The 25,748-nt window shown below is 72.2% G+C and carries 23 protein-coding genes and 2 tRNA genes; 14 read left to right on the top strand and 11 right to left on the bottom strand.

Annotation, left to right across the window (positions count from 1 at the left end):
• The first annotated feature begins 142 nt into the window (after positions 1-142).
• The 4 genes from ACIP5K_RS26000 to ACIP5K_RS25985 all read left to right on the top strand — a co-directional run bounded on the left by ACIP5K_RS26000 (position 143) and on the right by ACIP5K_RS25985 (position 3,832).
• Positions 143-1,642: an alkaline phosphatase family protein gene (locus ACIP5K_RS26000; RefSeq protein WP_401413189.1), complete on the top strand. Its 1,500-nt coding sequence runs from the start codon at positions 143-145 to the stop codon at positions 1,640-1,642.
• A gap of 83 nt (positions 1,643-1,725) precedes the next feature.
• Positions 1,726-2,505 (top strand): HAD-IIA family hydrolase, encoded by a 780-nt coding sequence (locus ACIP5K_RS25995; RefSeq protein WP_401413187.1) that lies wholly within the window; start codon positions 1,726-1,728, stop codon positions 2,503-2,505.
• Positions 2,506-2,577: 72 nt separating this feature from the next.
• Positions 2,578-3,156: a hypothetical protein gene (locus ACIP5K_RS25990; protein WP_401413186.1), complete on the top strand. Its 579-nt coding sequence runs from the start codon at positions 2,578-2,580 to the stop codon at positions 3,154-3,156.
• 7 nt (positions 3,157-3,163) lie between these two features.
• On the top strand, positions 3,164-3,832 hold the full coding sequence (locus tag ACIP5K_RS25985; RefSeq protein ID WP_401413184.1) for a class F sortase: 669 nt from the start codon (positions 3,164-3,166) through the stop codon (positions 3,830-3,832).
• Between the two features lie 284 nt (positions 3,833-4,116).
• Here ACIP5K_RS25985 and ACIP5K_RS25980 read toward each other — a convergent pair whose 3' ends face one another.
• Entirely contained in the window at positions 4,117-4,869 is a 753-nt protein-coding gene (locus ACIP5K_RS25980) for an ANTAR domain-containing protein (protein ID WP_401413182.1), read from the bottom strand.
• A 162-nt stretch (positions 4,870-5,031) separates the two neighbouring features.
• On the opposite strand from ACIP5K_RS25980, the gene ACIP5K_RS25975 reads away from it, so the two are divergent.
• Positions 5,032-6,036 carry a glycoside hydrolase family 6 protein gene (locus tag ACIP5K_RS25975; RefSeq protein WP_401413180.1) on the top strand — a complete coding sequence of 335 codons (1,005 nt, stop codon included), beginning with the start codon at positions 5,032-5,034 and terminating at the stop codon, positions 6,034-6,036.
• Between the two features lie 9 nt (positions 6,037-6,045).
• Here the strand turns inward: ACIP5K_RS25975 and ACIP5K_RS25970 are convergent, their stop codons facing one another.
• The 3 genes from ACIP5K_RS25970 to ACIP5K_RS25960 all read right to left on the bottom strand — a co-directional run bounded on the left by ACIP5K_RS25970 (position 6,046) and on the right by ACIP5K_RS25960 (position 10,570).
• Positions 6,046-7,986 (bottom strand): galactose oxidase-like domain-containing protein, encoded by a 1,941-nt coding sequence (locus ACIP5K_RS25970; protein ID WP_401413178.1) that lies wholly within the window; start codon positions 7,984-7,986, stop codon positions 6,046-6,048.
• Positions 7,983-9,917, bottom strand: coding sequence for a glycosyltransferase family 2 protein (locus ACIP5K_RS25965; protein WP_401413176.1), 1,935 nt, complete (start codon positions 9,915-9,917; stop codon positions 7,983-7,985). Before ACIP5K_RS25965 ends, ACIP5K_RS25970 begins: the two co-directional genes overlap by 4 nt.
• Before the next feature lie 579 nt (positions 9,918-10,496).
• Positions 10,497-10,570, bottom strand: a tRNA-Lys gene (locus ACIP5K_RS25960).
• 207 nt (positions 10,571-10,777) lie between these two features.
• Between ACIP5K_RS25960 and ACIP5K_RS25955 the strand changes: the two genes are divergently transcribed.
• From ACIP5K_RS25955 to ACIP5K_RS25930, 6 genes are all read left to right on the top strand, one after another.
• Positions 10,778-12,082 (top strand): peptidoglycan-binding protein, encoded by a 1,305-nt coding sequence (locus ACIP5K_RS25955; RefSeq protein WP_401413174.1) that lies wholly within the window; start codon positions 10,778-10,780, stop codon positions 12,080-12,082.
• 56 nt (positions 12,083-12,138) lie between these two features.
• Entirely contained in the window at positions 12,139-13,239 is a 1,101-nt protein-coding gene (locus tag ACIP5K_RS25950) for an SPFH domain-containing protein (protein ID WP_401413173.1), read from the top strand.
• 171 nt (positions 13,240-13,410) lie between these two features.
• Entirely contained in the window at positions 13,411-14,007 is a 597-nt protein-coding gene (locus tag ACIP5K_RS25945; RefSeq protein ID WP_401413172.1) for a lytic polysaccharide monooxygenase, read from the top strand.
• A 117-nt stretch (positions 14,008-14,124) separates the two neighbouring features.
• Positions 14,125-14,616, top strand: coding sequence for a DUF3592 domain-containing protein (locus ACIP5K_RS25940; protein WP_401413170.1), 492 nt, complete (start codon positions 14,125-14,127; stop codon positions 14,614-14,616).
• Between the two features lie 26 nt (positions 14,617-14,642).
• Entirely contained in the window at positions 14,643-16,313 is a 1,671-nt protein-coding gene (locus ACIP5K_RS25935; RefSeq protein WP_401413168.1) for an AMP-binding protein, read from the top strand.
• A 62-nt stretch (positions 16,314-16,375) separates the two neighbouring features.
• Positions 16,376-16,449, top strand: a tRNA-Lys gene (locus tag ACIP5K_RS25930).
• Between the two features lie 100 nt (positions 16,450-16,549).
• Here ACIP5K_RS25930 and ACIP5K_RS25925 read toward each other — a convergent pair.
• The 5 genes from ACIP5K_RS25925 to ehuB all read right to left on the bottom strand — a co-directional run bounded on the left by ACIP5K_RS25925 (position 16,550) and on the right by ehuB (position 20,617).
• Positions 16,550-17,320, bottom strand: coding sequence for an IclR family transcriptional regulator (locus ACIP5K_RS25925; protein WP_401413166.1), 771 nt, complete (start codon positions 17,318-17,320; stop codon positions 16,550-16,552).
• A gap of 172 nt (positions 17,321-17,492) precedes the next feature.
• Positions 17,493-18,308, bottom strand: coding sequence for an ectoine/hydroxyectoine ABC transporter ATP-binding protein EhuA (gene ehuA / locus ACIP5K_RS25920; RefSeq protein ID WP_401413164.1), 816 nt, complete (start codon positions 18,306-18,308; stop codon positions 17,493-17,495).
• A complete protein-coding gene (gene ehuD / locus ACIP5K_RS25915; protein WP_401413162.1) occupies positions 18,298-18,966 on the bottom strand; it encodes an ectoine/hydroxyectoine ABC transporter permease subunit EhuD in 669 nt (222 codons plus the stop codon). The genes ehuA and ehuD overlap by 11 nt, the downstream gene beginning before the upstream one ends.
• Positions 18,963-19,712 carry an ectoine/hydroxyectoine ABC transporter permease subunit EhuC gene (ehuC, locus tag ACIP5K_RS25910; protein WP_401413160.1) on the bottom strand — a complete coding sequence of 250 codons (750 nt, stop codon included), beginning with the start codon at positions 19,710-19,712 and terminating at the stop codon, positions 18,963-18,965. The genes ehuD and ehuC overlap by 4 nt, the downstream gene beginning before the upstream one ends.
• Entirely contained in the window at positions 19,709-20,617 is a 909-nt protein-coding gene (gene ehuB / locus ACIP5K_RS25905; RefSeq protein ID WP_401413158.1) for an ectoine/hydroxyectoine ABC transporter substrate-binding protein EhuB, read from the bottom strand. Before ehuB ends, ehuC begins: the two co-directional genes overlap by 4 nt.
• 109 nt (positions 20,618-20,726) lie before the next feature.
• Between ehuB and ACIP5K_RS25900 the strand changes: the two genes are divergently transcribed.
• Entirely contained in the window at positions 20,727-21,248 is a 522-nt protein-coding gene (locus ACIP5K_RS25900; protein ID WP_401413156.1) for a DUF3830 family protein, read from the top strand.
• 32 nt (positions 21,249-21,280) lie between these two features.
• Here ACIP5K_RS25900 and ACIP5K_RS25895 read toward each other — a convergent pair whose 3' ends face one another.
• Together ACIP5K_RS25895 and ACIP5K_RS25890 are read right to left on the bottom strand one after the other, a co-directional pair.
• Positions 21,281-22,675, bottom strand: coding sequence for an amidase (locus tag ACIP5K_RS25895; RefSeq protein ID WP_401413154.1), 1,395 nt, complete (start codon positions 22,673-22,675; stop codon positions 21,281-21,283).
• A gap of 44 nt (positions 22,676-22,719) precedes the next feature.
• Positions 22,720-23,694 carry a D-2-hydroxyacid dehydrogenase gene (locus ACIP5K_RS25890; RefSeq protein WP_401413152.1) on the bottom strand — a complete coding sequence of 325 codons (975 nt, stop codon included), beginning with the start codon at positions 23,692-23,694 and terminating at the stop codon, positions 22,720-22,722.
• Positions 23,695-23,967: 273 nt separating this feature from the next.
• Between ACIP5K_RS25890 and ACIP5K_RS25885 the strand changes: the two genes are divergently transcribed.
• On the top strand, positions 23,968-24,771 hold the full coding sequence (locus tag ACIP5K_RS25885; protein WP_401413150.1) for an aspartate/glutamate racemase family protein: 804 nt from the start codon (positions 23,968-23,970) through the stop codon (positions 24,769-24,771).
• Between the two features lie 3 nt (positions 24,772-24,774).
• A complete protein-coding gene (locus ACIP5K_RS25880) occupies positions 24,775-25,506 on the top strand; it encodes a decarboxylase (RefSeq protein ID WP_401413148.1) in 732 nt (243 codons plus the stop codon).
• Positions 25,507-25,748: the final 242 nt, after the last annotated feature.

Genomic DNA, 25,748 nt, shown 5'->3' with positions numbered 1-25,748 from the left:
CTGTGTACTGGCGGAGTTGGACCAGGCCCGCCCGCTCCCGCGGGACCGGGCAGAAGCATCACCGTTCGATAACGGGTCTGGACCGAGACCGTGCTCCCGCCGGGCGCCGCCCCCGCCGCGCCCCCTCGAACCGGAGGACCGCATGTCGCGCACCACCCCCGGCATTTCCCGACGCACTCTCCTCATCGGCACCGCCACCGCGGCCGCCGCCCTCGCCGTCCCCGCCACCGCCCTCGGCGCCGCCCGGACGCCCAAGGTCCTGGTCATCGGCCTCGACGGCACCCTCCTCAACAGGATCAAGGACGCCGACGCCCCGCGCCTGAAGGCCCTGATGGCGGCCGGCCTCACCGCCCCCAGCGCGCTCTACGCCAACCCGCTGGCCCCCACCCTCTCCGGGCCCGGCTGGTCCACCCTCATCACCGGGGTGTGGCCCGACAAGCACAACGTGAAGGACAATGACTTCACCGGCCACAGGTTCGCCCAGTACCCGGACTTCCTCACCCGGATCGAGACCGCGAAGCCCGCCCTGTCGACGTACGCCGTCTCCTCCTGGGCGCCGCTGACCGACACCGTCTTCTCCGCGAAGGTCGACACCCGCGTCTCCACGCCGAGCGCCGAGTACGACACCGGCACCACCAGCCGCGCCGTGGCCCGGCTGAAGAGCGCCGACCCCGACGCGGTGTTCGTGCAGCTCGACAACGTCGACCACGCGGGCCACAGCTACGGCGCCGCCAGCCAGCAGTACCTGGACGCCGTCCACGGCGTCGACGGACAGGTCGGCCAGCTGGTCGACGCGGTCACCTCCCGCACCACGTACGCGACCGAGGACTGGCTGATCCTCGTCACCGCCGACCACGGGCACACCGACGCGGGCGGCCACGGCGGCTCCACCTGGCCCGAGCGGCAGACGTTCATGATCGCCGTCGGCGGCACCGTCACCGCCGGATCCACCCGCTACGACGTGAAGATGCCCGACATCGCGGCGAGCGCCCTCGCCCACCTCGGCATCGCCCTCGACCCGGCCTGGGGCCTGGACGGCCGCCCGATCCAGCAGCCGCGCCCCGACGACTTCGACAGCCTGCGCGCCAAGCTCACCGGACCGGTCGACGAGAGCGGCATCGGCGCCGGCGTCGTCGGCTTCACGCACACCCCGCCGAGCGGCTGGTCGGTCGACAACACGCGGATGGGCACCGGCGGCGTCACCGAGTGGCGCGGCTGGACCTTCACCACCGACGAGTTCTGGACCAAGGCCGAACGCGACCAGCAGCGCGAGTCCAACGTGCGGGCCCGCGGCGTCTTCGCGGTCGCCGACGGCGACGAGTGGTCCGACAGGGCGGTGACGGGCTCCTTCGACTCCACCCTGATCAGCCCCGCCTACCCGGTCACCGCGGGCCGCCCGGCCACCCTCACGTACACCACCTACTACCGCCAGGAGTCCCCGCAGAAGGGCGAGGTCCTCGTCTCCTACGGCGGCGCCGCCCCCGTCGCCGTGAAGACGTACACCGCCGACACCTCCTCCCGCACCGAGACCGTCGCCCTCCAGGTGCCCGCCGGTGCCACCACGGCCCAGGTCCGCTTCCGCTACACCGGCGGCAACAACTGGTTCTGGACCATCGACGGGGTCGCGATCACCCAATCCTGATTAGGGTGTGGGGCGTCGGCACAGCGTGGTCCCGGCGCCCCACAGTTCACTTGTTTCGCAGCGAGACCGCAGGAGTGCACCCCATGGCAGAGCGCAAGCCCATCGAATCGTGGCTCACCGACATGGACGGGGTGCTCATCCACGAAGGCGTGCCGATCCCCGGCGCCGACGCGTTCATCAAGCGGCTGCGGAACTCCGGCAAACCCTTCCTGGTGCTGACGAACAACTCCATCTACACCGCCCGCGACCTCCAGGCCCGCCTGACCCGCATGGGCCTGGAGGTCCCGGTCGGCAACATCTGGACGTCCGCGCTGGCCACCGCCAAGTTCCTGGAGTCCCAGCGGCCCGGCGGCACCGCGTACGTCATCGGCGAGGCGGGCCTGACGACGGCCCTGCACGACATCGGCTACGTCCTCACCGACCACGCCCCCGACTACGTGGTCCTGGGCGAGACCCGCACCTACTCCTTCGAGGCCATGACCAAGGCGGTCCGGCTGATCAACGCCGGGGCCCGCTTCATCTGCACCAACCCCGACGAGACCGGCCCCTCCACCGAGGGCCCGCTCCCCGCCACCGGCGCCGTCGCCGCCCTCATCACCAAGGCCACCGGCAAGAAGCCCTACTTCGCGGGCAAGCCGAACCCGCTGATGATGCGCACCGGCCTGAACGCGATCGGCGCGCACTCCGAGTCCAGCGCCATGATCGGCGACCGGATGGACACCGACGTGCTGGCCGGTCTCGAGGCGGGGATGCAGACCTTCCTCGTCCGCACCGGACTGACCAGCGACGCCGACATCGCGAAGTACCCGTTCACGCCGTCGCACGTCGTCGACTCCATCGCGGACCTCGTCGACCTGGTCTGACCTCCGCCCGGCGGCTCCCGGGATGCGGAATGCCGCCGGACGCGTGAACCTGCCAGTAACAGGAGGTTCACGATGCGTACTGGTCTGCTCGCTCTCCGTGCCGCCGGCGCGGCCGCCGTACTGCTGACGCTGCCGGTCACCGCGGCCCCGGCCCACGCGGAGGGCGGCGGATCCGTCACCGTCACCCCCTTCGGCGTCCCGCCGGGCACCGACGTCGACCTGCGGGTCTCCGGCTGCGACGGCAGGACCGGCAGAGCCACATCGGCGGCCTTCGCGGGGCCCGTGCGGCTCGGGCCCTCCGCCGACCGCCCCACCCTGTTCGGCGAGGCCCGGGTGAAGTCGTCCGCCGCCCCCGGCACCTACGACATCCTCGTGGTCTGCCCCGGCCACGACATCGTCTCCGAGATCAGGGGCAGCGTCCGGGTGCTGCGCGGCGGCCACACCCCCGCGCCGACCCCGACCGCGCCCGTGCACGCCGGCGGCGGCGGCACCGCGGCCCACCCGGCGGCCGCCCCGCACACCGGCCGCGCCGCCGTGACCAGCGAGGGCCCCGGCACCCGGCACGCCGTCATCGGGCTGGTCCTCGCCGCGGTCGCCGCCGTCGCCGTGGCCTTCCGCAGCGTCCGGCGCCGCCGGTCCGCACGGCAGTGAGCCCGCCGTGAGCAAGCACTCCGGCACCGGCCGGCTGATCACCGGGTTCGCCTGGGCCGTGCTCCTGCTCGGCCTGTGGCTGTGGGGCCGCGGGGCCACCGACGTCTCCCTTTCGGGGCCCGCCACCGGCGACGCCGCCGCCGTCGGCCGCCCCTTCGGGACCGAGCTGCCCGCGCCCCACAAGCCCGTCGGGGGCGCGAAGCCGCAGCGCGTCGACGTCGCCGCGCTGCACATCCAGGCACCCGTCGTCGCCCGCGGCCTCGACGGCGGCGGCGCCGTCGACCCGCCGCCCTACGACCAGGCGGGCGTCGTCGGCTGGTACGGCGCGGGCGCGAGGCCGGGGGAGCGGGGCACCTCCCTGTTCGTCGGGCACGTGGACACCGAGACCCGGCCGGCCGTCTTCTACCACCTCAGCGAGGCCGAGCCCGGGGACACCGTGAGGGTGACGCGCGACGACGGCTCCGCCGTCGCGTTCACCGTCGAGGAGGTCCAGGTCTACGACCGCGCCCACTTCGACCCGGCCAGGGCGTACGGCCCGCACGACCCGGCCCGCGCCGAACTGCGCCTGATCACCTGTGGCGGCACCTTCGACAAGGCGTCGCGGACCTACACGGCCAACGTCGTCGTCTCCGCGTACCTGTCCGGGGTCGAGGAGCCCGCGCGCCGGGCGCGGTGACGGGCCGGTCGCACCTGACCGGCCGGCGGCCCGCTCCCCCTGGAGCCGCCGGCCGGGCCGGTCCTCGACCGCGCGCGGCGGGCTGCGGGAGTTGCCCGGCGACGGCGCGGGAGGCGGGTGGAGAACCACTCTCCGCGCGCGGAGAGCCTTCCCGGTCCTGCGGGCCGAAGTCTGGGGCCACTGACACCGACTCTAAGCCGGAAGCGGCGCACTGGGTAGAGGGCGTTCGAGCCGCGCACGGGCAGGCCCGCCGCCGCGGTCCCGGCGCGCGCGGGCGGCGCCGCTCAGCCGGTCCCCGGCCCGCCGGGCCGCAACTGCGCGTCGGTCAGCGCCCGGTGCACGACCGCCCGGGCCACCTGGTCGAGCGGCAGCCGGTGCCCGCGCGCGTACCCGCGCAGCGTCTCGAACGCGTCGTCCGGTGACACGCGCCAGCGCTCGGCGAGCATCCCCTTCGCCTGCTCGATCCGCACCCGGCTGGCGAGCGCCTCCCGCAACTGCCCCGACAGCGTCCGGTGCCGCGCGTGGGCCCGCTGGTTGAGCAGCCCCACGGTGGTCGCGGCGGACAGGCTCCGCACGATCGCCAGGTCCTCCCCGGCGGCGGCCGGGCGGGCGGTGTGCACGCTGACCGCGCCGGCCAGCGTCGCGTGCCGCCGCAGCGGGACCGCGTACACGGCGCCGATCCCGGACCGGCGTGCGGCCGTGGTGAATTCCGGCCAGCGGGCGGCGGCCTCCCGCGACGCCAGGGGCGCGGCGAGCACCTCCGTGCCGGACACCAGGCTGTCGCGCACCGGCCCCGACTCCCGCTCCCGCTCCAGCAGTTCGCGCACGGGCGGCGGCTGCCCGGCGCCGTGCACGACCGGGCCGGGCCGCCCGTCCGGCTCCAGCAGGGTCACGCCCGCCCCGCGCGCGCCCACGAACTCCACGCAGGCGTCGGCCAGCCGGCGCGAGTGGAGCGCCGGGTCGAAGTCGCCGGTGAGGGTGTCGGTGAACTCCACCAGCGTTGCGGCGAGCCGCAGTTCGCGGGATTCGTGCGGCATGTGCGTCACCTCTTCCGCCCCGGGGGCCAGGCCCCCGACGACCGGCGCCTACCCTGCTCCGGCGTGCTGTAACAGCCGTTCGGCGAGCGCGGTCCGCCCGCCGGGCGGGACCGGCGCGTATGCAACGATTGAAGGCCAGACAGGGCACCCGAGGGGGAGTGGATGTACCGGAAGCTGAGGGCTGGAGCGGTCGTCGTGGGGGCGGCGCTGCTCGTGTCCGCGTGTTCCTCCGGCGGCGGGGACGGCGACGACGGCCCGGCCCGGCCCCTCGGGCAGCGGCCGAAGAGCGCCGATCCGTTCTGGGTCAACCCCGACAGCAAGGCGGCCGACGCCGTGGCCGCGCTGGAGAAGGACGGCAAGGACGGCGACGCGGCGGCGGTCCGCCGGATCGCCGAGCAGCCGAGCGGCGAGTGGATCCTGCCGGACAACGCCGAGTCGCAGGCGCGCGGCTACACGCAGGCCGCCCAGCGGGCGGACCGGGACGCGCTGCTCGTCCTCTACAACATCCCGCACCGCGACTGCGGCAACTACTCGCGGGGCGGCGCCTCGGACGGCGACACCTACCGGGCGTTCATCGACCAGGTCGCCGCGGGCATCGGCGACCGTCCGGCGACGGTGGTCCTGGAGCCGGACGCGGTGCAGCACATGGTGGACAACTGCACGCCCGCGCAGTTCCACGAGGAGCGCTACGACCTGCTCAACGGCGCGGTGGACAAGCTCAAGTCGCTGAAGGACACCAAGGTCTACCTGGACGCGGGGAACGCGGGCTGGGGGAAGCCCGAGCAGATCTTCCAGCCGCTCCAGCGGTCCGGCGTCGCCCGGGCCGACGGCTTCTCGGTGAACGTGTCGAACTTCTACTCCACCGAGGACTCCATCGCCTACGGCAAGGAGCTGTCGGCGAAGGTCGGCGGCAAGCCGTTCGTCATCGACACCAGCCGCAACGGCAACGGGCCGTACACGGGCGGCGATCCGGACGAGCGCTGGTGCAATCCGCCGGGCCGGGCCCTCGGCAGGACCCCGACCACGAGGACCGGCGACCCGCTGGTGAAGGCGTACTTGTGGGTCAAGCGGCCGGGCGAGTCCGACGGCACCTGCAAGGGCGGCCCCCGGGCGGGCGCCTGGTGGGGCGCGTACGCGGTGAAGCTGGCCGGCGCGGCGCGGCGGTGACGGCCACGGCTAGGGGACGTGCACCCACTGCGCCTTGCTGGGCGTCCCCCGGCCGTCCGTCACGAACAGCATGTACCAGCCCGATTCGACCAGCGCCCGGCTCCGGGGCACCGTCACGGTGACCGAGTCGCCGGACTTCTTCAGGTCCAGCGCGATGGACGTCTGGTCGACGTCCGTGACGTGCGTGGACGCGCTGGGCCTGATCAGCCGCGCCGTCTTCACGGAGGCGGCGCCGGTCACCCGGTACGTGGCCGAGGCGCCGCGCCGGACGGTCCGCTCGCCGCTCTCCAGGGTCGGGCGGGAGTCCCGGTACAGGTACGGCGGCGTGTACATCTCCAGGCGCTGCTCGAACACGCCGGGCTTGGTGCCGGCCTTGTCCGCGTAGAGCGGGTCCGAGCCGAAGAACAGCACCCGGCCGTCGGGCAGCAGCAGCGAGCCCGAGTGGTAGTTGCGGCCGACCGCGGGGTCGGCGACCCGCTTGAACGCGTTGGCCCGCGGGTCGTAGAGCCGTGCCTGGTGGATGTCGGAGTCGCCGCGCCCGCGGTAGTCCTGCGAGCCGCCGGAGACGAGGACCGAGTCATCGGGCAGGACGGACGCCTGCGGGTAGCGGGTGCCCTTCTCCAGCGTCGGGCCGTCGGTGAACCGCGGCTGCTTCGCCTTCAGGTCGACGATCCGGGTCCTGGCGCTGGACAGCTTGGACTCGCCGACGCCGCCGCCGCCGATCACCATGTATTTCTGGCTCTGCGCGGGCGGCAGCTCGACCGTGTTCGACGTCTCCATCAGGGTCGGGTCGGACAGGCCGGGGATCTTCCGGAACGAGTTGTCCGCCAGGTCCCAGACGCCCGGCTTGCGGCCGACGTCGTCGGGTCCGTAGCCCGCGTTCGACCCCGAGTAGAAGATCTTGCCGTTCTCCATCTGGAACAGCGCGGGGTAGGTGGGGAACTGGCGGACGTCCTTGGTCAGGTAGGTCCACTTCTTCGTCCTCGGGTCGTACACCTCGTTCTTGCCGGGCACCAGCTGCCCGATCTCGTCGAGGCCGGAGACGGAGAGCACCCTGCCGTCCGAGAGCGTCGTCAGCGTGGGGTACCAGCGCGCCTCGTTCATCGGGTCGACCTTGATGTACTTCTCGGCGACCGGGTCGAACTCGTAGGAGTCGCGGATCCCCTGGAAGTCCTTCTTGTCGAGCGCGAGCTTCTGCGCGATGCCGTACACGTTGCGCGCGTCGGCGCCGGTGAGGCCCTGCACCCGGTAGTTGTCCTGGGTGCCGGTCTCGTACCGGGTGCCGGAGCGCTGCGCCTCGACGTAGACGCGGCCGAGTCCGGGGTCGTTGCGCTGGAAGACGCCGGTGGCCGGGTCGAAGACCTTCTTCGCGCGCGGGACGACGATGTTGTCCTTGGCGACGAAGGTCTTGCCGCTCTCCTTGCCGGTGAACCGGGTGCCGGCCCTGATGGTCTTCGGCGCGTCCGGGTCCTCGTTGTGCACGATCATCAGGCCGCCGGCCTTGGTGACGTCGCCCTTCAGCTTCTCGTAGCGCTTGGTGCCGCCCGCGATCAGCAGATTGCCGTTGGCCAGCTGGGTGTGGCCGGTGCAGAACAGGTCGGTGGGGGTGTCGATCTTCTTGATGGTGTTCTTCACCGGGTCGTAGAGCCGGGTGTCGAACTTCTTCGCGTCGAAGTTCTTCTGGTTGTTGCCCGACCCGGCGATCAGCAGGATCTTGCCGGTGTGCAGCAGCGCCGCGTGGATCGTGTTGAGGCGCAGGTCGGCGGGGAAGTCGATGACGTCCCAGTGCCCGTTCTCGGCCTTGTAGTCCGGCCGGTTGATCGTGTACTCGTGATATTTGGCCGTGCCGAAACGGTACAGCCAGGGGCCGTTGGTCCCGGCTATCGCCAGGACCACCACCGTGCCGATGGTGATGCGCCGGGCGCGGCGGCGGCTCGCACCGTCTTTCACTTGTTACGTCCCCCCAGGGAGATCTGCATGGTCTCGTCGTTGCCCCCACCCGTGGTCCGGGTGGGCTGCGGTGCGCCGGGCTGCGGCGCGGCGTGGCGGGGCACGTACGGCCGGTCCGGCTGCCGCTCCGCGGGCGGCTTCGGCTTCTTCCTGTCCTGGCGCAGCATGTAGCGCCAGGCGAACATCGGCAGCGCGGTGATCAGCAGCGCGAAGCAGGCCCAGGTGATCATCGCCGGGTGCGCGTGCCCGAGCACGAGGCCGGCCGTGATCGACGCGGCGAAGATGAGGATGAAGTACCAGTGGTAGCGGAAGGTGCCGAACCAGCGGTCGGGGCTGGCCGAGTCGCCCTTCGGGGTCACCACGAACTTGCTCTTGCGCCGCAGCAGGGAGTCGATGAGCGCCTTCGCGTACAGCGGCGCGGACAGCGCGGACATCACCATGCCGGCCACACCGCCGGAGCCCTCGGGCTCGTGCGGCGAGACGTTGTGCCGGCGGTTCCAGATGTAGAGGCCGATCTGGAGCGCCGAGGCGTTGCCGTACAGCATCAGCCAGACCGTCGGGTCGATGTTCACGCCGGAGGCGCCGAGGCCCAGGAACAGGGCGCAGCTCAGCGCCGCCAGGATCCAGTTCATGGCGGCCATCGGATAGAAGATGATCATCATGGTGTAGTTGAAGAGCTTGCTCGGCGGGAGCGTGAAGAAGCCCTTCCAGTACTGCTTGAGGATCGTCTCGTAGGTCCCGCGCGACCAGCGCATCTGCTGCGTGAAGAAGTCGGTCCAGGCGCTGGGGCCCTCGCCGACGGCCAGCACGTCCGGGGTGTAGACGGAGCGCCACTTCCGGCCCGTCGCCGGGTTCTTGTGGCGGTGGATCTCGAAGCCGGTGGCCATGTCCTCGGTGATCGAGTCGTACAGGCCGCCGATCTGCTTCAGGGCGCTGATCCGCACCGCGTTCGAGGTGCCGACGAACATGGGCGCGCCGTAGCGGTTGCCCGCGCGCTGGATCAGGGCGTGGAAGAGGAACTGCTGGGACTCGGCCGCCTTGGTGACGAAGTTGTCGTAATTGCCGTACACCTGGGGGCCGATGACGAACCCGACGTCGGGGTCGCGGAAGAAGCCGAGCATCCGCTCCAGGTAGTTGGGCATCGGCACGTGGTCGGTGTCGACCGAGGCGAAGAAGTCGTAGTGGCCGCCGTGCGCGTCCAGCCAGGCGTTGTAGTTGCCGTGCTTGGTCTTCGCGCGGTGCGGGCCCTTGGCCTGGTTCCACTTCGCGACGCCCTTGCGGGAGAAGTGCCGGACGCCGAGGCGCGCGCAGACCTCCTTGACCTCGGGGTCGTCGCCCTCGTCGAGCAGCCATACGTGCATCAGGCCCCGGTGGCGGAGCCTGACCGCCGCCTCCAAGGTCTTCGTCACCATCTCGATCGGCTCCTTGCCGGGCACGAACGAGGTCAGGAACGCCACGCGCGTGCCGGTCTCGGGCACGACCGGGATCGGGTCCCGGGCGACGAGCGTCGCGTGCGCGTTCGACAGGACGTTCATGCAGCGGAAGAACTCGATGAGCCCGATCGCGACCAGCATGACGATGTCGAGCGCGGGCAGGAAGTCGTACTGCACGTAGTCGCGCTCGGTCCAGTGCTCGGGCTGGAGCAGCCAGAACAGCAGGACGAGCGAGAGCAGCGGGGCGGCGCCCAGCATGAGCGCCGCGCGTATCCGGTGCGGCTCCTGCGAGAGCAGGGAGCGGTACTGGACGGTGTACGGCTTGTTCGGATCGGGCTGGGTGAGGGGCCCGGCCAGCCGGCTGTAGTGCTCGTAGTCGTAGCGCGGCAGCGACTTCTTCAGGCGCCGGGAGCCTCCGGCGCGGTGCGGCGGCACCCGCAGCTGGGTCGTCTCGGACGGGTCGGACTGCCCGTGGGCACCCGTCGGCGTCGACGTCATCTTGAGTCATCCCCCCGCACGCGAGTCACCGCGTGGTCGTCGGTCCTGCGCCCGTGCCGGGTCCTCCCCCTCGACCATCCCGGGCGTATCCGTGGCTGGCCACCGTCCCACCCCTACTAAGACCGGAACGACGACCTTCCGGTTGCATGATGCCTTCCCGTGCCGCGTTTCGTGAACGGGCCCCCCGTCAGCACCGCATGCCGGTACGGTTCGCCCAGCTCAGCCCGCGTGCCCGCCAACTGCCGCGGGTGGCAGGGGAGAAGGGCGGCGAAAGGTGCCGCTTGTCGGGGTTGTCGAGGTGGCCCTGTATCTCCCACTGGCCGGTGGGTGATCAGGAGAGCGATTCTCGGACACGTGAACGACTCGGCAACGCCGAAGGCCCCCACGTGAGGTGGAGGGCCTGCACGCCGAAGGCCCCCCACAAGAAGTGGAGGGCCCTCGTCGTGCTGTGCGCCATCAGGGACTCGAACCCCGGACACGCGGATGCTGCATCTCCCGGGGGCAACCCCCGGACCCCCGGCCGACTGTCCGGCAACGACCAAAGCCCCCCACAAGAAGTGGAGGGCCCTCGTCGTGCTGTGCGCCATCAGGGACTCGAACCCCGGACACGCGGATTAAGAGTCCGCTGCTCTAACCAACTGAGCTAATGGCGCCCGCTGACCTGCATAACTTTACCCGAACTCCCGGGGTGCTCCGGACCGCCGTTGGCCAGTCGCCGCGCCGGGCAGTAGGGGGTTTTATGCGGATTTCCATCTTTCGCACCGTCAACATGCGGTTTGTCCTCACAGTTGAGAGGCTGCCTGCGTGCGAAGGCGAGGCTCGTCAGGTGATGGGCGGCTCTGGAGTGTGAGGGGAATCGCATGGAGGCTCCGGTATTCGAGGACTACGACCCGGCGGGCGACTGCACCTGCGCGGGCTGCGCCGAGTGGCGGCGCACCACACCGCCCCCGGGGCGGACCCGGCTCGGCGCCCGGCACGCCCTGGCCGTCGCGGCGGCGGCCGGCACGGTGATCGGCGGCGTCCAGCTCACCCCGGCCGCGGCGGCCGGCCAGCACGAGGCGCGGCCGGGCGACCCGGCGCCGGGCGACGACGACGTCACCCCGCAGGGCGGCACCGGCCCGCTGCACGGAGCGCCGGGCGAGGCCGCCCACGCGGTGGACCTGACGCAGCAGGCGGCGCTGCGCGCCACGACCCGGGACGCGATCATCAACCGGGCCGGGACCTGGGTGGCCGCCAAGGTCCCGTACAGCATGAACGCCTTCTGGAAGGACGGGTACCGCCAGGACTGCTCGGGCTTCGTCTCCATGGCCTGGGACCTGCCGGGCAACGAGTGGACGGGCAGCCTCGCGGCGTTCGGCACCCGGATCACGAAGGCGCAGCTCCAGCCCGGCGACATCCTGCTCTTCCACAATCCGTCCGACCCGGAGAAGGGGTCGCACGTCACGATCTTCGGCGGGTGGACGGACGCCACGCGCAGTCACTACCTCGCCTACGAGCAGACCCGCCCGGGCACCAGGAAGCAGTCCACCCCGTACGCGTACTGGAGCAATTCCAGCAAGTACCTCGCCTACCGCTACAAGGGCCTGAAGGCGGGGACCACCTCGGGCGCGGGCACCTCGACGACGCGCTTCCCCGGCGCCGGCTCGTTCGGCCCCGGCGCGGACAACGCCTACGTCACCCAGCTCGGGCGCCTGCTCGTGGAGCGCGGCGGCAAGCGGTTCTACCGCCAGGGTCCCGGGCCGCGCTGGAGCGACGCGGACCGCCGGGCGACCCAGGCGTTCCAGCGGGCCCAGGGCTGGACCGGCTCCGACGCCGACGGCATCCCCGGCCCGACGACCTGGTCGTACCTGGTCACGGGCAGGGGCAAGGACATCCCGGCGGCGGGCAAGGGCGCCTCGGGTGCCAAGAGCACCGCCGCCGCGAAGACCCCGGCCTACCCCGGCCGGGCCGCCTTCCGCCCCGGCGCGAGCGGCGCCGCCGTCACGAAGCTCGGCGCGCAACTCGTGAAGAAAGGATTCGGCAAGTACTACGCCCAGGGTCCGGGCCCGCGCTGGGGCGAGGCGGACCGCCGGGCCGTCGAGGCGTTCCAGCGCGCGCAGGGCTGGCGCGGCGCGTCGGCCGACGGCTATCCCGGGCCGGAGACCTGGCGACGGCTCTTCTCATGAACACGACCGGGGCCGGGGCGACGGCCGGCACAGAGCGAGCGAGCGGCGAGGAAGCGATGACGGACACCACCGAGACCGGGGAGCGGCCGCGCGGCACGCGCCTCATCCAGAACGAGGCGACCACCGAGATCCCGGTCCACCTCCTCTTCCGCGACGACCCGGACCCGGTCGCCGTGCCGCTGCGCCCCGCCGTGGTCGGCACCGGCCGGGCCGCGCCCCCGCGCCGGATGCCGCCGCGCGCCCCCGCCCGCCCGGCCCCGTCCGTCGACCCCGGGCTGGCGGAGCGCGGCGGGCGCGCGCTGCCCGGCGCGCTCGGGGTGCTCGGCGGCCTCACGGGCGCGGCCGGCGCCGTGGCCGCGCTCGGCTGGGCCGGGGCGCTGCCGCAGATCGTCACCGGGCTCGCCGGGCTGCCCCGGTACGCCGGCACCGGGCTCGGCCCCGCGCAGTGGGCGGCGGTCGCGGGCTCCGGCGCGCTCGGCCTGTTCGGCTTCGGCGGGCTGGCGCGCGGCCGCACCGGGCGGGCCTGGGTGCTCACCCTCTTCGGCCGCTACCGGGGCACGGTGCGCAAGTCCGGGCTGCTGTGGGTGAACCCGCTGCTGCTGCGCCGCCGCACCGACGTGCGGCTGCGCCACTGGCGCAGCGAGCCGATGCCCGCGGTCGACGCGAACGGGGTCGCGCTGCGCGTCGTCGTCCTCGTGGTCTGGCGGATCAAGGACACGGCGCGCGCCGCGTTCGGCGTCGAGGACCACGAGACGTATCTGCGCGAGTGCGTGGAGGCGGACCTGGCGCGGGTGCTGTCCCAGCTGCCCGCCGACGCCTTCCACGACGACGCGCCGACCCTGCGCAACGCCGAGGCCGTCGGCGACCTGCTCACCCGCAAGCTGGCCGTGGACGCCGAGCCCGTCGGCATCGAGGTGTTCTCCGCGCAGCCCACCCGGATCGAGTACGCGCCGGAGGTGGCGGCCGCGATGCAGCGCCGCCGGATCGCCGCGATCGACGCGCAGCACCGGGACAGCGTGCTCACCTCGGTCGTGGACTCGGTGGAGGACACGGTGACGCGGCTGACCACGCGGGGTCTGGTCGAGCTGGACGACTACGAGCGCAAGGCGCTGGTGAAGGATCTGACGGTCGCGTTCTACACGGGCCGCGGGGAGTGAGCCCGCGGGCGTGAGCGGGAGCGGCCGGCGGCCACTGGTATGGACAAGCCCTCAACTGTGTATGGACACGGCCAAGTCCCGCCCATACATTGGTGGTTGGTTGGTCTAGACCTGAAACATCGCTGTGCGCACAGCTTCCGGCACTCCCCCACTTCCCCCAGGAGCGGCAGCATGCGAAAGAAGATCTACGCGGCCCTGCTCGGCCTCACCACCGCAGGGGCGTTCGCCCTGTCGGCGGGCGGCGCGAGCAGCCACGGCTACACCGATCTGCCCATCAGCCGGCAGAAACTCTGTGCCAACGGCACCGTCGCGAACTGCGGCAACATCCAGTGGGAGCCGCAGAGCGTCGAGGGCCCCAAGGGCTTCCCGGCGTCCGGCCCCGCCGACGGCCAGATCTGCTCGGGCAACCACGGCGAGTTCGGCCAGCTCAACGCGGCCAAGCAGCCGAACGGCTCGGCCTGGCCGACCACCAAGGTGACGGGCGGTCAGAGCTACACGTTCAGATGGCAGTTCACCGCGCGGCACTCCACCACGGACTTCCGCTACTACGTCACCAAGAACGGCTGGGACGACAGCAAGCCGCTCACCCGGGCGGCCCTGAACACCACCCCGTTCCTCACGGTGCCCTACAGCGGCCAGCCCCCGGCGACCCTCTCGCACTCCGGGGTCCTGCCCACCGGCAAGTCCGGCCACCACGTGATCCTCGCGGTGTGGACGATCGCCGACACGGCGAACGCGTTCTACGCCTGCTCGGACGTCACGTTCTGACCCGGGATGTTCTGAGCTTTCCTTGAGCGACTTCCGCTCCGGACCCCGGTAGCTTCCCTGTACGCCGACGAGCTGTCGTCGGCGTACGGGGGAGTGTTCGACCACGGGGGTGGGGGCATGGAGTTCTTCCTGGCCGGAATCGCGGCGGTCATGGCGGCGGGCATCCTGGCGATGGGGGTGGCGCTGCTGCGCCGCGCGCTGCGGATACGGCGTGCCTGGCACGGCGGGCGCACGTCCGAGGCGCGCTGCCTGCGGGTGTTCACCAGCACGACCGGCGGCGACCGGCCGACCACCCATCGCAGCCGCGTGTACGAGTTCACCACGCGCGAGGGCCGCACCGTCCGCTTCACCGCGGACGGCGGGCCCGACACGGTCCTGGAGGGCGACACCGTCATGGTGCGCTACGCGGCCGACGCGCCCGAGCAGGCCACGGCCGAGCCCTACCGGCCGGTCGCGCTCGCGGTGGGCATGGGCTGCGTCGCGCTGTTCGTGACGGCCGCCCTCTCCCTGTGCGTCGTCTTCGCGGTCGTCGTGCTGGGCGCGACGTCCGACGAGGGGTCGACGCCGGACGACTTCCCCGAGGAATACTCCACGGATCTCCCTTTCTGACGAACCGTCAATTATGGTGCGCGGCCATGGGATCCGACACGCGCACCTTCGCGGAACTGGTCCAGCGGCGCTGGGGCGACCACCGCCCGGGACTCGCGTACGAGGACCGGCTGCTCAGCCACCACCAGGTGGCCGCCGCCGCGGCCGCCCGCGCCGCGCTCCTCACCGACCTGCTGCCGCGCGGCGCGGAACCGCACGTGGGCGTGCTGCTCGACAACACCCCGGAGTTCCCGCAGTGGCTGAGCGCCGCCGCGCTCGCCGGCGCCGCCGTCGCCGGGATCAACCCCACCCGCCGCGGCGCCGAACTGGCCCGCGACATCCTCCACACCGAGTGCCGGGTCCTGGTCACCGACCGCGCCCACCTCCCGCTGCTCGACGGCCTCGGGCTGCCCGGCGTCCGCGTCCTGGTCACCGGCACCGACGCCTACGAGGACCTGCTCGCCCCCTACGCGGGCGCCGAGCCGGAGATCGCCGCGCGCGTCGGGCCCGGCTCGCGCATGCTGCTCTACTTCACGTCCGGCTCGACCGGCGCCCCGAAGGCCGCCCTGTGCAGCCAGGGCCGGCTCGCCGCCGCCGGCCACTCCCTGGTCGCCACCTTCGGCGTACGCCCCGACGACGTGCACTACGTCTGCATGCCGCTCTTCCACGGCAACGCGGTCATCGCCGACTGGGCGCCGGCCGTCGCCGCGGGCGCGGGGGTGGCGCTGCGGCGCCGCTTCTCGGCGACCGGGTTCCTGAGCGACGTACGCCGGTTCGGGGCGACCTACTTCACGTACGTCGGCCGGGCCGTGCAGTACCTGCTGGCCACCGAGGAGCGCGCCGACGACCGGGACAACCCGCTGCGGGTCGGATTCGGCACCGAGGCGGGCGCCGTCGACGCGGCCCGCTTCGAGGCCCGGTTCGGCGTGCGGCTCGTCGAGGGGTACGGCTCGTCGGAGGGCGGCGCCGCCGTGCAGCGCACCGCCGACACCCCGCCGGGCGCGATCGGCCGGGCGGCGCCCCACGACGACCTCGTCGTCCTCGACCCCGCGACCGGGGCGCCGTGCCCGCCCGCCGTCTTCGACGCCGGCGGGCGGCTGGTCAACGGCGCCGAGGCCATCGGCGAGCTGGTCAACCGCGGCCGCTCGCCCTTCGAGGGGTACTGGCGCAACGACGCGGCCTACGCCGAGCGGGTGCGCGAGCACGGCTGGTACTGGACCGGCGACCACTTCTACCGGGACGCCGCGGGCTTCCTGTACTTCGCGGGGCGCGGCGACGACAGGATCCGGGTGGACAGCGAGAACCTCGCCCCCGCCATGATCGAGAACATCCTGGCCCGCTGGCCGGACGCGGCCGCCGTCGCCGTGTACGGGGTGCCCGATCCCGTCGCCGGGGACCAGGTGATGGCGACGCTGGCGCCGCGCGCGGGGGCGTCGTTCGACCCGCTGGCCTTCGGTGAGTTCCTGCTCGGCCAGGGCGACCTCGGCACGAAGATGGCGCCCCGCTTCCTGCGGGTGGTGGACCGGATGCCGGTCACCGCCACCAACAAGGTGCGGCGCGGGGAGCTGCGCCGGGAGGGCTTCTGGAGCGGCGCCGACGAGCTGTGGTGGCGGCCGCCGGGCGCGGACGCGTACCGGATCCTGTCCCCGGCCGAGCGCGCCGACCTCGCCACGGCCTTCCGCGAGCGGGGGCGCGAGCATCTGCTGGGCCCCGGGTGACACCTCCCCGCGCCTGGTCGGGACCACCCCCACGGACCAGGTAGTATTTACCTCGTCAACCGGCGCCATTAGCTCAGTTGGTTAGAGCAGCGGACTCTTAATCCGCGTGTCCGGGGTTCGAGTCCCTGATGGCGCACAGCACACCGAAGGCCCTCCACTTCTTGTGGAGGGCCTTCGGCGTGCAGGCCCTCCACCTCACGCGGGGGCCTTCGTCGTGGGCTCGGATGGGTGGGGGCTCAGATGGTCAGGGAGAGCAGGAGCGGGGCCGCGCTCTGGTTGAGGCGGTCGGCGGCGTCGTGGAGGCGGTGGGCGTGCTCCACCGGGAGGGAGAGCGCCAGGCAGCCGACCGAGGTGCCGGCGGTGATGGGGACGGCCGCGCAGACCGTGCCCACCGCGTACTCCTGGAGGTCCAGGACCGGGACGGTCGCGGCCTGAGCGGCGAGCTTGGACAGCAGCACCTTCTCGTTGGTGATCGTGCGCGAGGTGAGGCGGGCCATCTTGTGGCGGGAGAGATGGTCCCGCCGCCCGTTCACGTCCAGCTGGCCGAGCAGGCTCTTGCCCACGGCGCTGGCGTGCGCCGACACCCGGAAGTCGACCCACTCGTTCACCGGCGGGGCCTCGGGCCCGGCCGCGTACTGCGTGATGCGGACCTCGCCGTCGATGTACCGGCTCATGTAGACGGCGGCGCCGACACTGTCGCGCAGCTCGTCCAGCGTGTGCTGGAGCGTCGCGGTCAGCGCGGCCTCGTGGCCGTCGGCCGCGCCGAGCCGGTCGAGCGTGGCCCCGGCGACGTACGCCCCGTCGACGGTCTGCTCCACGTACCCCTCGCGCCGCAGCATGCGCAGCATCGGGGCGAGCTGGTCCGCGGGCAGCCCGGTGGCCCGGGCCAGTTCGGTATCGGTGATGCCGACGCCCTGGTGGGCGACGGCCTCCAGCACGCGCAGCGCGTACTGCACCGACTGGTGCGGCTGGTACGACGACGCGTCCTTGTCGTGCTTCAGCGCCACGGCATCCCCCTGCATGGAACGGTTCCGGACAGCTGGCTCCGTCCACGATAGCCGCCAACAGGGCCAATAGGGGCGCCGGTTGAGGACATTGGTGGCGCGTTCCGTACCCTCTCAACAGGAACGCGCCACTCTGGCATATGCCAATGTCATGCACCGGAACGGGCGCGGCTGGTCACAGGACCGCGCTCAGGAACTCCCGGGTGCGCTCGTGCTCCGGCTCGGTGAAGATCTTCTCCGGCGACCCGGACTCGATCACCCGGCCGGCGTCGAACATCAGGACCTGGTCCGAGATGTCCCGGGCGAAGGTCATCTCGTGGGTCACGCACAGCATGGTGATGTCGGTGGTGTGCGCGATGTCCCGCAGGACGTCCAGGACCCCCGCGACCAGCTCGGGGTCGAGCGCGGACGTCACCTCGTCGAGCAGCAGCACCTGCGGACGCATGGCGAGCGCCCGCGCGATGGCCACCCGCTGCTGCTGACCGCCCGAGAGCTGCGAGGGGTACGCGTCGCGGCGGTCGCCGAGCCCCACCAGGTCGAGCAGCTCGCGGGCCCGCTGCTCGGCCTCGTCCTTGGCCAGGCCGAGCACGGTGACCGGCGCCTCCATGACGTTGCGCAGCACCTTCATGTTCGGGAAGAGGTTGAACTGCTGGAAGACCATCCCGATGTTCTTGCGGACCTCGCGGACGTGCTTCTCGCCGGCCGGGACCAGCTTGCCGTTCTTCGTCTCGTGGGTGAGGTACTCGCCGCCCACCGAGATCGTGCCCCCGTCCGGCTTCAGCAGGGTCATCAGCAGCCGCAGGATCGTCGTCTTGCCGGAGCCCGACGGGCCGATCAGCGTCACGTGCTTGCCGGAGGCGACCGAGAAGTCCAGCTCGTCGAGGACGGTGTTGTCGCCGAACCGCTTCACGACCTTGTCGAAGCGGATCAGCTCGCTGCCGTCCACCTTCGGATTCGGCTGGTCCTTGGCGGGATGGGTGTCAGCGGACAAGGCGGCGCTCCAGGGCTCGGATCAGAAGGGACGACGGGTAGGCGATGAGGATGAAGGCGACACCGACGACCGTGAGGGCCTCCGTGTACTGGAACGTCTGGGCCGCCTCCAGGCGCGAGCGCTGGAGCAGCTCCAGCACGCCGATGCCCGCCAGCAGCGGGGTGTCCTTCAGCATCGCGATGACGTAGTTGCCGAGCGCGGGCACGACGCGGCGGATCGCCTGCGGCAGGATCACCGCGGTCCACGTCCTGCCGTACGGCAGGCTCAGCGCACGCGCCGCCTCCCACTGGCCGGCCGGGACTGCCTCGATGCCGGCCCGGTAGACCTGCGCGGTGTACGTCGAGTAGTGCAGGCCGATCGCGACGACGCCGGTGGTCAGCGCGGAGAACTGGATGCCCCGGTCCGGCAGCACGAAGTACAGGAAGAAGAGCTGGACCAGCAGCGGGGTGTTGCGGATGAACTCCGTGACGATCCCGACCGGCCAGCGCACGAAACGGGTCGGCGCGCGCAGCGCGAGCGCCCAGACGAGTCCGAGGCTGAAGGAGATGAGCGAGCCGAGGACCAGGATCTTCAGGGTCTCCAGGACCCCGTCCCAGAAGTGCGGCATGAAGTCGGAGACGGCGGACCAGTCCCAGTTCGCCGCGGCGGAGACGATCATGCGCCACCGCCTCCCGAGCTCGCCGGGACCTGTGACACGTCGGTCTGCTGTCGAAGGGTGAGCCTGTTGCCCATGATTCCGCCCCCGGTCGCGGGCCGCTGCCCGAGCGCCGCCTTGGTCCTGCGTTCCAGCGCGCGCATCCCGCGGGTCAGCAGGAAGGCGATCACGAAGTAGATGACGAGGGTGAGCGAGTAGATCTGGGCGCTCTCCGTCGTCGCGAGCCGCACCAGGTACGCGGCGAACGACACGTCGCCGATGCCGAGCAGCGAGACCAGGGCGGTGCCCTTGAGCAGCTCGACGAGCAGGTTCGAGAACGGCGGGATCATCTCCGGCACCGCCTGCGGCAGCAGGATGAGCCGCATCCGCTGCCACGGCGTGAAGCTCAGCGCGACCCCCGCCTCGCGCTGCGCGGGCGACACCGCGTTCAGGGCGCCGCGCACGATCTCCGCGCCGTACGCGCCGTAGGACAGTCCGAGGGCGAGGACGGCGGCCCACATCGGGACCAGCGACCAGCCGACGAGCTGCGGCAGCACGAAGAAGATCCAGAACATCAGGATCAGCGCCGACGTGCCGCGGAAGACCTCGGTGTACAGACCGGCGGCGAACCGCACGATCCACAGCCGGTGCGTGCGCGCCATGCCCGCGCCGAAGGCGACGGCGGTCGCCAGGGCGGCGCTGTAGAGGGTCAGCTGAAGGGTGATCCAGATGCCGGGCAGTACCCAGTGTTCCCACAGTCCGGAGGTCATCGGCACAGCTCCTCGGCGGTCAGCGTCGTCATCTCCGCCTTGGTGAAGCCGAACGGCTGGAGAATCCGGAACAGTTCGCCGCTCTTCTTCATCTTGTGGATCTCGACGTTGAAGGCGTCGCGCAGTTTCGTGTCGGTGGGCCGGAAGGTGAAGCCGCCGCCGTCCACGTGCTTCTTGCCGTCGACCGTCGGGGCGAACGGCGTGGTGTGCTCCGCCTTGCGGCTCTTGCGGGTGACCTCGCGCGTGGTGAGCGCCGTGCCCGCGAAGACGTCGATGCGGCCCGACTCGACCGCGTTGAGGCCGGCCACCTGATCCTGGAGGATCACGATGTCGGACTCCTTGTACCCGGCGTCGACGGCGTACGCGATCTCCGCGTATCCGGTGCCGGTGCCGAACCTGGCCCCGGCCTTCACCACGTCGGCGTAGTCGTGCAGGTTCTTCGGATTGCCCTTGGCGACGATGAACGAGTCCAGCATCTGGTACTCGGGGTCGGCGAAGATGACCTGCTCGCAGCGTTCCTTGTTGATGTACATCCCGGCGGACACGACGTCGAACTGCTGGGTGTTCAGGCCGGGGATGAGCGAGGCGAAGTCGGTGGCGACCGGCTGGACCTTGGCGACCCCCAGCCGCTTGAAGATCACTTTGGCCAGTTCCACCGCCTCGCCGGTGAACTTGCCGCTGTCGTCGATATATCCGTACGGCACCTCTCCCGCGATGCCGAGTCGCGCGGTTCCCTGCGACCGGAGCCGGGCGAGCGTGTCACCGCTCGGTATCCGGCTACAGCCCGCCGCGCCGAGCGCACCGGCCGCGCCGAGCGCTCCGACACCGGCGAGCAGCGATCGTCTGCGGACGCCCTGTCTTCCGACCGGTCTCCCGGTCGTACGTATCTCTATTGGTGGAGCCATGGGCGCGCGGCTACCCGAACGGAACCGATCCATGCCGATCAATTCACGCCCCTGGCGCGGCGGATGCGGTCTTGACCGCACGGGGTGACCGGGGCCGACCATGGCACGCATGGCTGACTCCACGACCGCATCCGGCGTCCGGCACATCGAAATCTCTCTGGCCAAAAGGGGAGTGGCCTGCACGGCGCGGCTCCTCGACGACCGCGCTCCACTGACCTGCGCGGCGGTCTGGGACGCGCTGCCGCTCGTCTCCGACGTCTACCACGCCAAATACGCGCGCAACGAGATCTACGCCCTGTTCCCCGCGTTCGCGGAGCAGGAGCCCCCGCTGGAGAACCCGACGGTGACCCCCATTCCCGGCGATCTCTGCTATTTCTCCTTCAACGGGACCCAGTTGGGCTCCCAGTCCTACGGGTACGGCAGCGGCGCGGGCCTGAGCGCCGGAGCGCCCGTGATCGACCTCGCCCTGTTCTACGAGCGCAACAACCTGCTCATGAACGGCGACGTGGGCTGGGTGCCCGGCATCGTCTGGGGCCAGGTGGTCGACGGCCTCGACGCGATGGCCGACGCGTGCCAGGACCTCTGGCGCAGCGGCGCGGTGGGGGAGACCCTGGGCTTCCGCCGGATCTAGGGCCCGCGCACGGAATCCCCCGGCGTCCTCCCTCAGGGGCGCGCGATCCCGGCCGCGCCCGCCTCGTACAGGGTGTGGGCCACGCGCAGCACCAGCGCGTCCTGGTGCCGGGCGGCGACGATCTGGAGGCCGACCGGCAGGCCGTCCCCGTCCACCCCGACGGGGACCGTCGCGGCGGGCTGCTGCGTCAGGTTGAACGGATACGTGAACGGGGTCCACCCCGTCCACCGCCGCAACCCCGACCGCCGCGGCACCTCCACCCCCGCCTCGAACGCGGTGACCGGCAGCGTCGGCGTCACCAGCACGTCGTACGCGGAGTGGAAGGCGCCCATCCGGCGGCCCAGCTCCATCCGGACGTCCACGGCGGCGAGATAGTCGAGCGCGCTCAGCCGCGCCCCCTGCGCACAGATCTCCCGCAGCCCGGGATCGAGCAGCTCGCGCTGCGCGGCCGACAGCCGCTGCACCACCCGGGCCGCCCCGCTGAACCACAGGGTGTGGAAGGCCGCCACCGGGTCGCTGAAGTCCGGGTCGGCCTCCTCCACGTACGCGCCGAGCCCGGCGAGCCGCTCGACGGCGGAGCGCACCGCGGCGGCGACCGGCGCCCGCACGGCGACCTGCCCGCCCAGCGTCGCCGAGAACGCGACGCGCAGGCCCCGCACCCCGCCCCGCAGCCCCTCGCGGAAGCTGCCCGTGGGGGAGAGCCCGGACCAGTCGCGCGGATCGGGGCCGGAGACCACGTCCATCAGCAGCGCCGCGTCTGCCGCGGTGCGCGTCATCGGCCCGACGTGCGAGAGCGTGCCGAACGCCGACGCCGGATACAGCGGCACCCGCCCGTACGTCGGCTTCAACCCGAAGATGCCGCAGAAGGCGGCCGGTATGCGCACCGAGCCGCCGCCGTCGGTGCCCAGCGACAGCGGGCCCGCCCCGACCGCGACCGCCGCCGCGCTGCCGCCGCTGGAACCGCCCGCGGTGCGCGAGGTGTCGTACGGATTGCGGGTCACCCCCGACAGCGGCGAGTCGGTGACGCCCTTCCACCCGAACTCGGGCGTGGTCGTCTTGCCGACGAACACCGCGCCGTGCTCGCGCAGCCGCGCGACGGACGGCGCGTCCTCCGCCCAGCTCCCCTCCGGCCGCACCGTCCGCGACCCCCGCAGAGTGGGCGCCCCGCGCTGCAACAGGATGTCCTTGACCGTCACCGGGACCCCGTCCAGCAGGCCCCGCGGCTCGCCGCGCCGCCAGCGCTCGGCGCTCTCCCGGGCCGCCGCGAGCGCCCCCTCGGCGTCGACGCGGACGAACGCGTTCAGCGCCGGCCCGGTCTCCTCGATCCGGGCGAGCACGGCCCCGGCGGCGTCGACGGGGCTGAACTCGCCCTTGCGGTAGCCGTCGAGCAGATCCTGCGCGGTCAGTCCGGTGAGCTCGGCCGTCATCCGTCCTCCAGTGCCAGGGGTCCGGTGCGTCAGTGGTTCATCGATCAGCTGCCGGGGACATACCCACGTTTCTTGTCGACTACATTCATCAGCGGCTCCCCGTTCTCCCAGCGGCCGAACAACTCCACGAACTGGCGGCCCAGTTCGTCCCGCCAGCCGACCGTGTCGCCACTCATGTGCGGCGAGACGAGCAGTCCGGGAGCGGTCCACAGCGGGCTGTCGTCCGGCAGCGGCTCGTGCTCGAAGACGTCCAGCGCGGCGCCCGCGATCCACCGCTTGCGCAGCGCGTCGACCAGGTCGGCCTCCACGACCAGCGCCCCCCGGCCCACGTTGACGAACCGGGCCGACGGCTGCATCATCCCGAACCGCCGCGCGTCGAACATCCCGCGCGTCTCGTCGGTCAGCGGCGCCGCGCACACCACCCAGTCCGCCCGGGCGAGCAGCCGGTCCAGATCGGCCGGGCCGTGCACCCCGGCCCGGGCCCGCCGCCCGACCAGCGCCGTGGTGATCCCGAGCGCCGTCAGCTGCCGGACGATCGCCTGCCCGATGGGGCCGGTGCCGACCACGCAGGCGCGGGTCCCGCCGATCCGCTGCGTCTCGCGGTGCCGCCACCGCCGGTCCGCCTGGAAGCCGATCGTGGCGGGCAGGTCCTTGCCCATCGCCAGGACGAGCGCGGCGACGTACTCCGCGATGGGCTGGTCGAAGACGCCCCGCGCGTTGGTCAACACCGCGTCCGAGGCGACGAGTTCGGGGAACATCAGCCGGTCCACGCCCGCGCTCGCCGTGTGCACCCACGCGGGGCGCGCACCCCGCCCCGGCCACGCCTCGCGCACCGCGTCCGACAGGAAGTCCCACACCAACAGGACGTCCGCGTCCGGGAGCCGGTCGCGCAGCTCGGCGGCGTCCGCGGCGTGCAGCAGCCGCGCCCGCCCGGTCAGCACCCCCAGCCGGGGCGGCGGGGCGGGCGGCGCGGCGCCGAGGACGAGCACCGTGGGCCGGCGCGCGTCCGGACCGGACATCGAGGGGTAATCGGTTCGCAACGAAGGTCCGCTTTCCTGGTGATGGACAAGTCCGAAACATCGGGATCATGAGCTGTGGGCGGAGTGCGCCGTCTCACGGCATCCCGACTGACATGCGCGGATTGACCACGCTGGCACCTGAACCTACCTTCGTCAACAGCGGTACCCCGTACGCGGGTTCCCGCCCTCGTCGCTGTCCCGACGTCCCGGCGCTCTGCCGGCTCAAGCACCGCATCGGCACTCATCACGTCAGCTGAACCTGGGGCATGCTCTATGGACGTCTCATTCCTGGGGGGACCGCAGCCGCAGCGCGGCGTCGGCGTTGTCGCACCGTTCGACTTCGCCCTCGACCGTGAACTGTGGCGCTGGGTACCCGACTCCATCTCCCTGCACCTCACCCGCACCCCGTTCGTGCCCGTCGAGGTCAGCCTCGACCTGGCCCGCCTGGTCAGCGAGCACCAGACGCTCGGCGAGGCGGTCCGGGCGCTCGGCGCCGCCGAACCGCAGGTCCTCGCGTACGCCTGCACCTCGGGCAGCTTCGTCGGCGGACTCGCCGGGGAGCGCGCCATGTGCGAGGCCATGAGCAGGGCCGGGGAGCTTCCCTCCGTGACCACCTCGGGGGCGCTGCTCGACGCCCTCGCCGACCTCGGCGCGCGCCGCATCGCGCTCGTCACCCCCTACACCCGCTCCGTCACCGAATCGCTGGAGGAGTATCTGGCGGAGGCGGGCATCACGGTGGCCGGCCGGGCCTACCTGGGGCTGACCCGGCACATCTGGAAGGTCCCCTACCGCGACGTCGCCGGCATGGCGCGCGCGGCGGTCGGCCACGGCGCGGACGCGCTGTTCATCAGCTGTACGAACCTGCCGACCTACGACGTCATCCCGCAGCTGGAGGCCGAGCTGCGGATGCCGGTGATCTCGGCGAATCAGGTCACGATGTGGGCAGCCCTCGCCCGACTGGGTACGCGAGCGGTGGGCCCCTACCAGGCGCTGCTCGATCCCGCTGCACGCCGGCAGTGGCCCGTACCGGATCAGGGGCTCCCGGAACTTCCGGAGGGCCAGGAAGGGTGGGCTTAGAGCATGACAGCGCTCGGATTTCTCTACCCCGGACACTCCGCGGAGGACGACTACCCGCGGATCGAGATGATGATCGACAGCGACGTACGGCTGGCCGTCGTGCACACCGACATCGGCGAGGACGCGCACCGCGTCGACGCGCTGCTGCGCATGGGCGCGCCGGAGCGGCTGACGGCCGGGGTCGAGGAGCTGCGGCTGTCCGGCGCCGAGGCGGTGGTCTGGGCGTGCACGTCCGGCAGCTTCGTCTTCGGCTGGGACGGCGCCCAGGACCAGGTCCGCGGCCTCGCGCAGGCCGCGGGGCTGCCCGCGTCCAGCACCTCCTTCGCCTTCGCGCACGCGATCGGTGAGCTGGGGGTGCGGCGGGTGGCGGTCGCGGCGACCTATCCGTCGGACGTCGCGGACCACTTCGCCGCGTTCCTGAAGGCGGCCGGCGCCGAGGTGCTCTCCGTGCGCGGCAGCGGTGTCATCACCGCGGCCGAGGTGGGGACCTGGGGCTGGGACGAGGTGCTCGCCATGGCGCGGGCCGGTGACCATCCCGACGCCGAGGCGGTGCTCCTGCCGGACACCGCGCTGCACACCGCCGCGTATGTCGCCGACCTCGAACGCGAACTCGGCAAGCCGGTGCTCACCGCCAACCAGGTCACCGTCTGGGAGGCGTTGCGGTTGGCGGGCCGCCGCCTGAACGCTCCCGCTCTGGGCGCCCTGTTCACCAAGGAGCCCCTGATCCAGGCCTAACCCCCCGCCGACGAACCCCGCCCCTCCCCACCGGAGCCCCCCGCGCCCCTGGGCCCGTCTTTCGGGTGCGGCTGGGTGGGGGGCTGGTCGCGCAGTTCCCCGCGCCCCTGGTGGGTCGTCTTTCGGGTGCGCCACGGTCGTGGCTGGTCGCGCAGTTCCCCGCGCCCCTGGTGGGTCGTCTTTCGGGTGCGCCGCCGTCGTGGCTGGTCGCGCAGTTCCCCGCGCCCCTGGTGGGTCGTCTT

This window comes from Streptomyces sp. NPDC088785, assembly GCF_044750685.1.
In the GTDB taxonomy this organism is placed as follows: Bacteria; Actinomycetota; Actinomycetes; order Streptomycetales; family Streptomycetaceae; genus Streptomyces.
The sequence above is the reverse complement of the archived record's forward strand: the minus strand, read 5'-3'. Positions and strand labels throughout refer to the sequence as shown.

Coding starts and splice junctions, on each gene's coding strand:
- ACIP5K_RS25890 (WP_401413152.1), bottom strand. CDS start 23,694: ATGTCCGGTCCGGACGCGCGCCGGCCCACGGTGCTCGTCCTCGGCGCC.
- ACIP5K_RS25880 (WP_401413148.1), top strand. CDS start 24,775: ATGACAGCGCTCGGATTTCTCTACCCCGGACACTCCGCGGAGGACGAC.
- ACIP5K_RS25990 (WP_401413186.1), top strand. CDS start 2,578: ATGCGTACTGGTCTGCTCGCTCTCCGTGCCGCCGGCGCGGCCGCCGTA.
- ACIP5K_RS25895 (WP_401413154.1), bottom strand. CDS start 22,675: ATGACGGCCGAGCTCACCGGACTGACCGCGCAGGATCTGCTCGACGGC.
- ehuB (WP_401413158.1), bottom strand. CDS start 20,617: ATGGCTCCACCAATAGAGATACGTACGACCGGGAGACCGGTCGGAAGA.
- ACIP5K_RS25955 (WP_401413174.1), top strand. CDS start 10,778: ATGGAGGCTCCGGTATTCGAGGACTACGACCCGGCGGGCGACTGCACC.
- ACIP5K_RS25975 (WP_401413180.1), top strand. CDS start 5,032: ATGTACCGGAAGCTGAGGGCTGGAGCGGTCGTCGTGGGGGCGGCGCTG.
- ACIP5K_RS25950 (WP_401413173.1), top strand. CDS start 12,139: ATGACGGACACCACCGAGACCGGGGAGCGGCCGCGCGGCACGCGCCTC.
- ACIP5K_RS25900 (WP_401413156.1), top strand. CDS start 20,727: ATGGCTGACTCCACGACCGCATCCGGCGTCCGGCACATCGAAATCTCT.
- ehuC (WP_401413160.1), bottom strand. CDS start 19,712: ATGACCTCCGGACTGTGGGAACACTGGGTACTGCCCGGCATCTGGATC.
- ACIP5K_RS25965 (WP_401413176.1), bottom strand. CDS start 9,917: ATGACGTCGACGCCGACGGGTGCCCACGGGCAGTCCGACCCGTCCGAG.
- ACIP5K_RS25935 (WP_401413168.1), top strand. CDS start 14,643: ATGGGATCCGACACGCGCACCTTCGCGGAACTGGTCCAGCGGCGCTGG.
- ACIP5K_RS25995 (WP_401413187.1), top strand. CDS start 1,726: ATGGCAGAGCGCAAGCCCATCGAATCGTGGCTCACCGACATGGACGGG.
- ACIP5K_RS25980 (WP_401413182.1), bottom strand. CDS start 4,869: ATGCCGCACGAATCCCGCGAACTGCGGCTCGCCGCAACGCTGGTGGAG.
- ACIP5K_RS25945 (WP_401413172.1), top strand. CDS start 13,411: ATGCGAAAGAAGATCTACGCGGCCCTGCTCGGCCTCACCACCGCAGGG.
- ACIP5K_RS26000 (WP_401413189.1), top strand. CDS start 143: ATGTCGCGCACCACCCCCGGCATTTCCCGACGCACTCTCCTCATCGGC.
- ACIP5K_RS25885 (WP_401413150.1), top strand. CDS start 23,968: ATGGACGTCTCATTCCTGGGGGGACCGCAGCCGCAGCGCGGCGTCGGC.
- ehuD (WP_401413162.1), bottom strand. CDS start 18,966: ATGATCGTCTCCGCCGCGGCGAACTGGGACTGGTCCGCCGTCTCCGAC.
- ACIP5K_RS25940 (WP_401413170.1), top strand. CDS start 14,125: ATGGAGTTCTTCCTGGCCGGAATCGCGGCGGTCATGGCGGCGGGCATC.